Source organism: Caloranaerobacter azorensis DSM 13643 (assembly GCF_900129995.1).
Lineage (GTDB): Bacteria > Bacillota > Clostridia > Tissierellales > Thermohalobacteraceae > Caloranaerobacter > Caloranaerobacter azorensis.
Genome location: NZ_FQXO01000081.1, coordinates 1 through 10091, shown reverse-complemented (window position 1 = coordinate 10091; position 10091 = coordinate 1). Strand labels below are relative to the sequence as shown.

At 31.9% G+C, this 10091-nt stretch carries 12 protein-coding genes and 1 riboswitch; all 12 genes read right to left on the bottom strand.

From position 1 onward, the window contains the following. Nucleotides 1-89: 89 nt before the first annotated feature. A complete protein-coding gene (locus BUB51_RS10700) occupies nucleotides 90-311 on the bottom strand; it encodes a DUF2922 domain-containing protein (RefSeq protein WP_073197667.1) in 222 nt (73 codons plus the stop codon). Between the two features lie 37 nt (nucleotides 312-348). After that, nucleotides 349-576, bottom strand: a complete 228-nt coding sequence (locus BUB51_RS10695; protein ID WP_035164059.1) for a DUF1659 domain-containing protein — start codon at nucleotides 574-576, stop codon at nucleotides 349-351. A gap of 38 nt (nucleotides 577-614) precedes the next feature. Beyond that, nucleotides 615-1187: an RNA polymerase sigma factor gene (locus BUB51_RS10690; RefSeq protein WP_073197666.1), complete on the bottom strand. Its 573-nt coding sequence runs from the start codon at nucleotides 1185-1187 to the stop codon at nucleotides 615-617. Nucleotides 1188-1622: 435 nt separating this feature from the next. Next, complete coding sequence (locus BUB51_RS10685; protein ID WP_073197664.1) at nucleotides 1623-1949, bottom strand: hypothetical protein; 327 nt, start codon at nucleotides 1947-1949, stop codon at nucleotides 1623-1625. Nucleotides 1950-1999: 50 nt separating this feature from the next. Then, on the bottom strand, nucleotides 2000-2581 hold the full coding sequence (gene pyrE / locus BUB51_RS10680; protein ID WP_073197662.1) for an orotate phosphoribosyltransferase: 582 nt from the start codon (nucleotides 2579-2581) through the stop codon (nucleotides 2000-2002). Between the two features lie 123 nt (nucleotides 2582-2704). Continuing rightward, a complete protein-coding gene (locus tag BUB51_RS10675) occupies nucleotides 2705-3607 on the bottom strand; it encodes a dihydroorotate dehydrogenase (protein ID WP_073197661.1) in 903 nt (300 codons plus the stop codon). Further along, nucleotides 3600-4307: a dihydroorotate dehydrogenase electron transfer subunit gene (locus BUB51_RS10670; protein ID WP_073197659.1), complete on the bottom strand. Its 708-nt coding sequence runs from the start codon at nucleotides 4305-4307 to the stop codon at nucleotides 3600-3602. The genes BUB51_RS10675 and BUB51_RS10670 overlap by 8 nt, the downstream gene beginning before the upstream one ends. After that, complete coding sequence (pyrF, locus tag BUB51_RS10665; protein WP_073197657.1) at nucleotides 4295-5152, bottom strand: orotidine-5'-phosphate decarboxylase; 858 nt, start codon at nucleotides 5150-5152, stop codon at nucleotides 4295-4297. The genes BUB51_RS10670 and pyrF overlap by 13 nt, the downstream gene beginning before the upstream one ends. Then, on the bottom strand, nucleotides 5139-6296 hold the full coding sequence (locus tag BUB51_RS10660; protein WP_073197655.1) for a dihydroorotase: 1158 nt from the start codon (nucleotides 6294-6296) through the stop codon (nucleotides 5139-5141). The genes pyrF and BUB51_RS10660 overlap by 14 nt, the downstream gene beginning before the upstream one ends. A 174-nt stretch (nucleotides 6297-6470) precedes the next feature. Further along, a complete protein-coding gene (locus tag BUB51_RS10655) occupies nucleotides 6471-6911 on the bottom strand; it encodes an aspartate carbamoyltransferase regulatory subunit (RefSeq protein ID WP_073197653.1) in 441 nt (146 codons plus the stop codon). Further along, the gene (gene pyrB, locus BUB51_RS10650) at nucleotides 6904-7827 is read right to left on the bottom strand and encodes an aspartate carbamoyltransferase (protein WP_073197652.1); all 924 of its coding nucleotides are present in this window, start codon (nucleotides 7825-7827) and stop codon (nucleotides 6904-6906) included. Before pyrB ends, BUB51_RS10655 begins: the two co-directional genes overlap by 8 nt. A 240-nt stretch (nucleotides 7828-8067) precedes the next feature. Further along, a complete protein-coding gene (metK, locus tag BUB51_RS10645) occupies nucleotides 8068-9255 on the bottom strand; it encodes a methionine adenosyltransferase (protein ID WP_073197650.1) in 1188 nt (395 codons plus the stop codon). Between the two features lie 329 nt (nucleotides 9256-9584). Beyond that, a riboswitch (SAM riboswitch) is annotated at nucleotides 9585-9699 on the bottom strand. Between the last annotated feature and the right edge of the window lie 392 nt (nucleotides 9700-10091).

The following is a 10091-nucleotide window of genomic DNA, read 5'->3' as shown; positions in this document are numbered from 1 at the left end:
TAAAATTGAAAATGTAAAATTCCGTTATTAATTAAATTAAGACACAAAAGCAGAAGGACGTACTCTGCCGTCCCCCTGCATCTTTATTTTTATGCTATGTTTAACTCTTGAACGTTTGTAGTAACTATTCTAGCACCTGCTATAGCAACAAGATCTCTACCTGAAGAACTAAATATTTTTTTAAGTATTATCTCATTCATTGCAGCAGATACTTCCTCCTCTGTTAAATCGTCTTTTGGATTATCGACAGAAATAGTTGTCTTTTTGTCTAACTGATTTTTAAAAATCATCTCTAATTTGCTTCTTGCCATAGTCACACCTCCTTCTTGTTAGAATAAATTAAATAGATTAGATATTTTCTACTAATTCGATTTCATCAATTCTCCTTATCGATACTACCGGCATCTTCTGTAAATTAGCCAAAGTTTTTGCTACTGAATATACATCTTCGTTTGTTGCTGCAGTCTTAACTTTAGAATAAGTTTTAGATTTTACTATCTGTTTTCCTTTTTGATCTACTCCACCATCTAAATTAAGTTTAATTTTTGAATCTTTAGTTACTGCATTTACTGCCATCTTCTCACCTCCCTTCTACTCCTTATATAGAAGAGAGGCTAAAGATTTACTATAGACTTTTTCAATTTTTTTATCGCAGAAGTTTTGATATTTACAGCAGTTCTATAGCTTATATCAAGCCTTTTACTTATCTCCTTTAAGGAAATGTTATGAATATAATACATAAAAACTATCTCTCTTTGCCTTTCGGTAAGCTCATCTAAAGCATTCATCAAATCTAACACTTCTTCATTTTTAATAACTATTTCATCTTGCAATAAGTTTTCATCAGCAATGCAGTCTATAAGCTCTAGACTGTCATCTTTTGAATTTATCGTCTGATTTAATGAAATATGCTCTCTATTCTTCCTACTATTATTTAAATAATGGAACTTAAGCATCATCTTTACATAACCTAGAAAATGAACCCCTTTATCCTTATCGTAATCTCTTAAAGCTCTTAAGATTATTTCGTATCCCTCTTGAATTAAATCCTCATACAAATCTCTCCTGTTGAAATATCTTTTAATAGAAGATAATACTACTGGCTTTAGTTTAAACAGCAGTCTTTCTTTCGCTGTCATATCTCCATTTTTAGCAGCATCAATTAGTTTATTTATTTCACTATACATAAGCTCCCTCCAAATTAGAGGGGCGCCCCTTCTTTATTACCGGCAAGTATATAGTACCTTGATGCTGCTTATTTTTAAATTTACGACTAATTCATTTTCATTGAGTGAATTGAATAATTCCCTCATTCACTATTTGTCTTTCATAGCCCAACAAAAAAAGAAAAAGAGAAAGTCGCTAAAGACTTTCTCAAATTTCTAATAAATTTAGTTTTTTTGAAAATCTATGAAAATAAAAGCAAATGCTTGAAGAATTTAGTTAAAAAAACTAGGTGAAAATTTTTTAGAAAATTCGTGGGATTAGCATGGATGCTAATCCAGCTTCCAGAGTCAGGACGACTCACCCAACGCGTTAGGATTTTCTAAAAATTTGAACCTCTAGTTTTTTCTAAATTCTTCAGCATGAGCGTTATTTTCATAGATATTTCCCTTCATAAATCAATTTATAACTTCTTTTTTATCCTCAATATTAACCAGTATTTCATAATCTAAATTATGATCTTTATAATCTTTTGAAATCACCTCTATTGCCTTTATTATCTCATCATTCTTTTCTTTCAATACAAATATAATATTTTCAAACTCATCCTTTAAAGCATTTAATAAGTATCCTACTTCATCCTCATTTTCCACAAGTATTCTAATAGTTGTATTTTTCTTATCCACATATCTACAGACATAATCAACATATAAATTCTTTATAAACATGACTACTCCATAAACGAAAAATACATATACTATTATAGTGATTATAAGCATTATCATAATAATCACCCTCTTTTTATAGGGTATATTATTATGATATGAATTTAAATTTATAATGTTACATTTTCTCTGCTTCCCGGTTTCTCAATAGGCAATCCTTTTTTGCAAAGAGGGCATTCTTCTTTATCATAAGTTTTTATGTCTAACTTTATTGCACTAAATACAGGTAATCCTAAATCCACATTATCCCCTCTCCTATCTACTATACAAGCTATCCCAATAACCTCTCCACCAAATTTCTCAATTACATCTTTTACCTCTAAACTAGATTTACCAGTAGTTACAACGTCTTCTGTTATCAATATTTTATCCCCTTTATTTATATTAAAACCTCTCCTAAGCTGCATTACACCATCTTTTCTTTCTGTAAAAATCGCTTCTTTACCTAACTGTCTGCCCATTTCATATGAAACTATTACTCCACCCATTGCAGGCCCTACGACTTTATCTATCTTAAGATCTTTCACCTTATCTACTACTACCTTCAAAACCTTTTCGGCAAAGTCCGGATATCTTAAAACTTTAGCACATTGAACATACCTATCGCTGTGTTTACCTGACGATAACAAGAAATGTCCTTCTAATAATGCATCACACTCTTTCAAAATCTCAATTACTTTTTTCTCATCCATAATACAAACCCCCAATCTGATAAAATTTAAAATTGAAAATGTAAAATGCAAAATTATTTTTTTAATTTCCAATTTTACATTCATTTTTTAATTTTAAATTTTCAATTTTACATTTTAAATTTCTTAAACTATTCCTCTAATCTCCTCTATAGACTCGATTTTTTCTTCTGCCATAAATCGCTTAATTCCCTCGAGTATTTCTAGCCCCGCTCTTGGATTTATGAAATTTGCCGTTCCAATTTGTATACATGTAGCACCAGCCATGATAAATTCTATTGCATCTTTCCAATCTGTAATGCCGCCCATTCCCATCACAGGTATTGATACATTCTTACAAACCTCATGTACCATTCTCAATGCTATAGGTTTTATTGCAGGCCCGGAAAGCCCAGCATAAATATTTTTAAACACCGCTCTTTTCTTTCTTATATCTATAGCCATTGCATTAAATGTATTAACAAGCGATATTCCATCTGCTCCTTCTTCTTCACATACTTTAGCTATTCTTACAATATCCTCTGCATTTGGAGAGAGCTTTACTACTAAAGGAAGTTTAGTAACTTTTCTAATCTCTCTTACAATCTTTCTTGCACTCTCTTCTTTTATTCCAAAAGCCATTCCGCCTTCTTTAACGTTTGGACATGATATGTTTAATTCAATCATATCTACATCTTCATTAGAAACTATTGAAACAGCCTCAATATATTCATCTAACGTTGCTCCTCCAATATTAACTATAGTAATTAAATCTAATTTTCTCAAAAAATCGAGTTCGCTTTCGATAAATTCCCTCACTCCAGGGTTTTGAAGCCCAACGCTATTTAATATTCCTGAAGGAGTTTCCCAAATTCTTATTCCGTCATTTCCTTCCCTTTTATTTAAAGTCAATCCTTTAGTACATATTCCGCCTAACTTTTCTATATCATAAATTTCGCTATATTCCCTGCCAAAACCAAAAGTCCCTGAAGCCATTATTATGGGATTTTTGAACTCAACATCTTTAAATTTAACTTTAAGATTACACATCAAATATCACGTCCTCTCCGAAGAAAACAGGGCCGTCCTTGCAAGTTCTTTTATTCCCTGATTTAGTCTTACAACTGCACACTAAACACGCCCCAACTCCACACGCCATCCTCTTTTCGATTGAAACATATACTTTAGTATTATAATCTTTGGCCATATCAACAATCTTTTTCATCATAATTTCGGGGCCACAGGTAAATATATAGTCATATTTTTTAAAATCTATATCATCAGTTATAAATCCATTTATATTAATGTATAGATTGTCTGCAAACTTTTTGTACTTATCCTCTAATATGGCCTCATTTCTAAAGCCCATGTATATATCAAGCAAGTCCACACCTTCGTTCTGACTTAATTTTTTTGCCGCTAAATACAACGGAGCTATACCTATTCCGCCACCTACTAATGCTATTTTACCTTTAACCAAAGGAAATCCATTGCCATAAGGCCCTTCTAATTTTATTTCATCTGATGGCTTAAGCAAACTCAAAATACTAGTCCCCTGTCCCTGTACCCTATATAGAAACTCGATATAATCGTTACCTATATCATGAATACTCAAAGGCCTTGAAAGTAACGGAAATTTATCCCACGCTCTTACCATATAGAATTGGCCCATTTCCCCTTCAAATCTTCCTTCCGCTCTTAAAACGAATACGTCCTTGAGTATACGCTTATTCGAAATTACTCTTGCCACCTTAAAATATCCTCCTTCATTTTTATAACCTGCTTTCTTGCAAGTTCATTAAACTTTAGTCCTTCATCAATACCTTTATGGGCTTTAATTATTCCTCTTGATGAATTTACTACTCCGCACATCTTTTCTTTAAAAATCTCCTTTAAGTCTTCTCCTGTACCGCCCTGTGCACCATAACCAGGTATTAGGAAAAACATATTACCGCACATATTTTTTATCTCTAGAAATTCTTTAGGAAAAGTAAGTCCTACAACTCCACCTATCAAACTAAAGCCGCTCTTTCCAATAAAACTCTCTCCCCATTTCTGCACATTTTCAGCTATCTTCAAGTAGAGAGGCTTATTATCTACCTTAAGCTCCTGAAAGTCCTTCGAACTTTTATTAGAAGTCCTTATCAGTACAAAAATCCCTTTTTCGCCTGTATTAAGGTACTTAAAGTATGGACTTATCGCGTCTAGTCCCATATATGGATTTACTGTAATGAAATCGGCTTCAAAATCACCTTCAAAATGTGCTTTTGCATACATTTCAGCAGTAGATAATATATCTCCCCTCTTAATATCCGCTATTACTACTTTCCCCTTTTCCCTTATATATTTAAGTGTTCTGCTGTATGCCTTTAGCCCTTCTATCCCAAAAGCCTCATAGCATGCAATCTGTACCTTATAACATGCCACTAAATCATAGGTAGCATCTATTATCTTTCTATTAAATTCAAAAATTTTTTCTTCAAGCGTTTTAGTACTGTTTATTAAATATTCAGGTAAATATTCAAATCTGGTGTCTAATCCAACACAAACCGGCCCATTTCCCAAAACCTCTTCATATAACTTATCTATTATCATACTTAACGCTCCCTTTCTTAAAAGTCATCTTCACCTTTCCTAAAACTTTTTCCCCATTAAATGGATTGTTTTTACCTTTAGATATAAAGTCATCAGTGTCTATTCGATATTCTTCGTCTAAATCTACTAATATTAAATTTGCCTCATAACCTTCCTCTATAAGCCCACAATTCAAATTCAATATTCTAGCAGGATTATAAGACATAAGCTCGGATAATTTGTTTAATGAAATACCATTTTCATAAAATACCTTATAAACCATAGAAAATGCCACTTCTATTAAAGAAATTCCAGGAGCTCCATTTCGTTTGTCTTCCAAACTATGAGGTGCATGATCTGTAGCAATTACATCAATATACCCCTGTTTTATGCCTTCTATTAAGCTCTCTACATCTTCTTTTTCCCTAAAGCTAGGATTTACTCTATAATCTAATCCGTATCCAAATATATGATGTGGGGTTACTTCACAGGTAAATTTAAAACCTTTATCTTTGAATTCTCTAATTAAATCTAATGTCTTTTTAAGACTTATATGGCATATATGAAGATTTCCGCCCACTTCTTTTAAAAGATTTAAATCTCTCTTTACAATCTCAAATTCTGGCTGACAATGAGTTAGTACTCTAAATTTAAACTTGTTTGAAAGTATTAAAGCCTTTTTCATTACCTCTTCACTAAAAATAGTTTTCCCATCATCCGAAAACAGTTTTGTATATTTTAGCATTTCTTCAAAGTCAACTAATTCTTTTCCTTCTAAATTTTTAGTTAATGCAGAAATCTGTATAATATGACATAAATCTAATTGCCTGCTCTTATCGAATATATACTGCAAAACTGAAGTATTATCACAAACGGGTTTCGTATTTGCCATAGTACAAAGTGTAGTATATCCACCCTTTAATGCAGCTTTCTGTCCGCTTTTTAAATCTTCTTTATATAGATAACCCGGATCTCTTAAATGACAGTGCATATCTACAAACGAGGGTAAAAGTGCAAAACCTTTACCCTCTATTATTTCAGTATCTTTCGGTAAATTTATATCTTCATCTTCCTTAAATATTTTTTTAATAAGCCCATCTTCTATTAATACCGAACCATATAAAACTTTTTTCGCATCAACTATCTTTACATTGTTGATAAGCACATTTGCTCAATCCCTTCGCAAAATGAATTTTAAATTGTAAATGTTAAATGTTAAATAATCTTTTTACTATTCTTAAACAGATACAAACTTTTCTTTAACAACATTATTTTTAACCATCGCCACTCGATTAATCTTTTTAATTCTATTAAACTTTTAATATTTAAAATTCAACATTTAACATTTAGCATTCGTAAGAAGAGAAGTTTTCGCATCACAATACTCGCATTTGTATTCCTTTGTATTTTCGTCTACTAAAGTAAACTCAACATCTCCAATTTTTTCAATAGTCGTTACACATCTAGGATTTTTACATCTCAGTATTCCCTTTACTTTTTTTGGCAAACTTAATTTTATTTTCTCTTTTATCTTCTCATTTTCTATTATGTTTATTGTTATATTTGGATCTATTAATCCCAATACCGTTAAATCTAAATCTATTTCATTTTCTATCTTTATTAAATCCTTCTTCCCAAGTTTCTTAGAATGTACGTTTTTAATTAAGGCTACTGTATAATCTGCTTTGTCAAGTCCTAATTCTTTGAATATCTTATATCCGCATCCAGCCTTTATATGATCTATCACTATACCTTTTTTTATCGCATCTATATTAAGCATTATTCTCAACCCCCAATAATTTTATAAGTAGTGCCATTCTCACAAACATTCCAAACCTCGCCTGTTTGAAATATACGGCTCTCTTGTCATTATCTACTTCCATAGCTATCTCATTTACTCTTGGAAGTGGATGCATTATTATCATATCTTCTTTAGCATTCTTTAATTTTTCTGTTGTAAGAATATAGCTATCCTTTAATCTTAAATATTCTTCTTCACTGATAAATCTCTCACGCTGAACTCTAGTCATATACAATATGTCTAATTTGTCTATCACTTCTTCTAGATTAGAAGTTTCATAATACTCATGTCCTTTTAATTCGTCCTTAATATATTGGGGAATTTGTAATTCAGATGGGGATATGAATATAAATTTTATGTTTTCGTATCTAGATAATGCTTTTACAAGCGAATGAACTGTCCTACCGAATTTTAAATCGCCGCAAAGTCCTATTGTATGATTAGAAAGGCTTTTTTTGAGATATCTAATAGTAAGAAGATCGGTAAGAGTTTGGGTTGGATGCTGATGTCCTCCATCTCCTGCATTTATAACTGGAATGTTTGAATACTTTAAAGCAAGTTTCGGAGCACCTTCTTTAGGATGCCTCATTACGGCTATATCAGCATAACAGCCAATAGTTCTGATAGTATCTGCAATGCTCTCTCCCTTTGCTACCGAAGTAGATTGTGCTTCTGAAAAGCCAATTATGCTTCCACCTAATCTCAACATTGCTGCTTCAAAACTAAATCTAGTTCTCGTAGAAGGTTCATAGAAAAGTGTTGCCAACAGCTTACCTTTACAAACATCTGAATAAGCCTCTGGCTTTTTAATTATGTCTTCGGCTAGAGTAAATATTTCATCTAGCTCCTGAATAGTAAAATCGTTTGGTTCAATTAAATGTCTTCCTTTTAGCATTTTATCTCCTCCTTTTTAGCCTCACAGGACTATATTAAAGGCAAAATTAAAACCTTCCCCATCGAGACGAGGAAGGTTATAATCACATTTATGCCAAACAGACATGACTAGATAAGCCATGCTATACACACAACTCCCGCTATTTTATACCTTCCTAGCCTCTCTGGACTAGGTTAAAGATATTTTGTCTTTAGGATATTCTACTATGAATAATGATATATGTCAATAGTATTTTATATATTATTCTCCTAATCCTTCTTTTCTTAAAATTGAAGCCTTATCTGTTTTTTCCCATGGAAGATCTATATCTGTTCTTCCAAAATGTCCGTATGCAGCTACTTGTCTGTAAATTGGTCTTCTTAAATTTAAATCTCTGATGATAGCCGCAGGTCTTAAGTCAAAGTGTTTTTTAACTAACTCTTCAATTTTGCTCTCTTCTATCTTTCCTGTTCCAAATGTATCTACAAATATTGAAACTGGATGAGCAACTCCTATAGCATATGCAAGTTGAACCTCACATTTATCTGCTAATCCAGCAGCAACTATATTTTTTGCTACATATCTTGCAGCATATGCAGCCGATCTGTCAACTTTAGTAGGGTCTTTTCCTGAGAATGCTCCACCGCCATGACGAGCATATCCACCATAAGTATCAACAATAATCTTTCTTCCTGTTAAACCGGCATCTCCTTGAGGACCGCCTATTACGAATCTGCCAGTTGGATTGATATAATATTTTGTTTCACTATCTAAATATTCACTTGGTATAACCTTTGTTATTACATGTTCTATTAAGTCTCTTTCAATAGTCTTTAAATCTACATCTGGACTGTGTTGAGTAGAAATAACTATTGCATCTATTCTTGCAGGTTTATCGTCATGATATTCAACTGTAACTTGAGTCTTACCATCTGGTCTTAAGTAGTCTAAAGTTCCATTTTTTCTAACTTCTGTTAATCTTCTTGCTAATTTGTGTGCCAATGAAATTGGAAGCGGCATAAGTTCTGGTGTTTCATTACAAGCAAAACCGAACATTATACCTTGGTCTCCAGCACCAATTAAATCTAATTCGTCTTTTGCTTTTTCTCTGTGTTCTAATGCTTCATTAACTCCCATAGCAATATCAGGAGACTGTTCATCAATAGAAGTCAAAACTGCACAAGTGTCGCAGTCAAAACCGTATTTAGCTCTAGTGTAACCGATATCTTCTATAGTCTTTCTTACGATTTTTGGTATGTCTACATAACATCTAGTCGTAATTTCTCCTGACACTAAAACTAATCCAGTAGTAACTGACGTTTCACATGCTACCCTAGCTTCTGGATCGCATTCTAATATAGCATCAAGTACCGCATCTGAAATCTGGTCGCAAATTTTATCAGGATGTCCTTCAGTAACCGATTCAGAAGTAAATAACCACTTTCTCATCTTAAAACCTCCCATTTAAGAAATTTAAAATTGAAAATTAAAAATTTAAAATTATTTAATAATATATATTTTAATAAATATAGATAGATTTTACATGGTTATTATTAGCAATTATAGTTTTTTATGTTATATCATAATACAGTCAATAGCTAATATACTGACATTTCGCTTTTCGTCATTCAATATTCACTTTCAAAAACAATTAACAACTAATAGCCAATTAATTTCATATTTTTTATATTTTACATTTTCAATTTTAAATTTTTAATTTCCCATCATTCAAAATTAAAAAATCCCCTTCCAAAAGGAAGAGGTAGTTTTCTGAGATAACCTCATCTTTCAGAATCTACATTCTGTGGGACTTAGCACCGTGTAACTTTACAATTTCAGTTACCGGTTGCCGGGTTTCACAGGGCCCATTCCCTCCACCACTCTTGATAAGGCATCAAGATTTTTATTGAATTGTTCTCATAATATGATATCACAGTCTATAAACTTAAGTCAACAATTTTTTTATTCAGACAGAGATTTCGCATCAAATTTCCAGTAAAAAATTTATTTTTACTAAAATTTTATTTTTTAACATTTACTTGAATAACTGGGAAACCTGTAGACCGATAGGTCTTAAAAATAGTTACACCTCCCCCTACCCCAAGAAATTTTAATAATCAATTTCCAGTTTTATTTTTAATTATGTTTTTTCAAATATTGGATTTATCCAATCAGCTTCTATAGTAAATCTTTCATCTCTTATATCTTCAATAATATCTATCTGCAACATTCTTTTCTTTCTAAATCCTCTAATACACCTAAAGAAATATAATTGCATAAGATTA